Annotated in this window: 1 protein-coding gene; it reads left to right on the forward strand. The window is 33.9% G+C overall.

The genetic code is table 11. The features are described 5' to 3' along the window. The coding region (locus tag OM075_RS25275) for an IS982 family transposase (RefSeq protein ID WP_301193342.1) at positions 1 to 711 on the forward strand (711 nt) is incomplete at its 5' end. Positions 712 to 720: the final 9 nt, after the last annotated feature.

Raw genomic sequence — 720 nt, forward strand, 5'->3', positions numbered from 1 at the left:
CTCAAAAGTGAATATAGAGAACAATTTCCTAACATGATTGACCGGACACAATATAACAGAAGAAAGAAATGTTTATTTGGTTATATCGAATGGGTTCGGAATCAACTAAGCTCCGCTTTCTCAAATCATGAAGATGTGTTCGTTATTGATTCAATGCCTTTAGAGATATGCAGAAACGCTAGGGCTTCGAGGTTAAAAATTTGTAAAGAGGAATTTGAGACTGCTCCTGAAAAAGGTTTCTGTGCTTCTCAAAACCAATATTATTTTGGATATAAGCTTCATGGAGTATGTACTTTTGACGGTGTTTTTACATCCGTTGATCTGACAAAAGCCAATGTTCATGATATTCACTATTTGCAAGATGTTAAAGTTCAGCTATCAGATTGTACACTACTGGGTGACAAAGGCTATTTGTCAGCAGAACAACAATTGGACTTATTTTCTTCTGCAGGAATTAAACTGGAAACACCAATGAGATTAAATCAACAAGGCTATAAGAAACAAGCCTATATCTTTCGGAAGTCCCGCAAAAGAATAGAAACCCTTTATAGTCAACTATGCGATCAGTTCTTGATCAGGAGAAATTATGCAAAAACATTTATGGGTTTCAAAACCAGAATAATATCCAAGATCACTTCGCTAACTATTATTCAATATATAAATAGGTTCATATACAATAGACCTATCAATTTTATTAAGCATGCAATTTAATTCACACAA

The sequence above is a fragment of the Plebeiibacterium sediminum genome (assembly GCF_026013605.1).
Taxonomy (GTDB): domain Bacteria; phylum Bacteroidota; class Bacteroidia; order Bacteroidales; family Marinilabiliaceae; genus Saccharicrinis; species Saccharicrinis sediminus.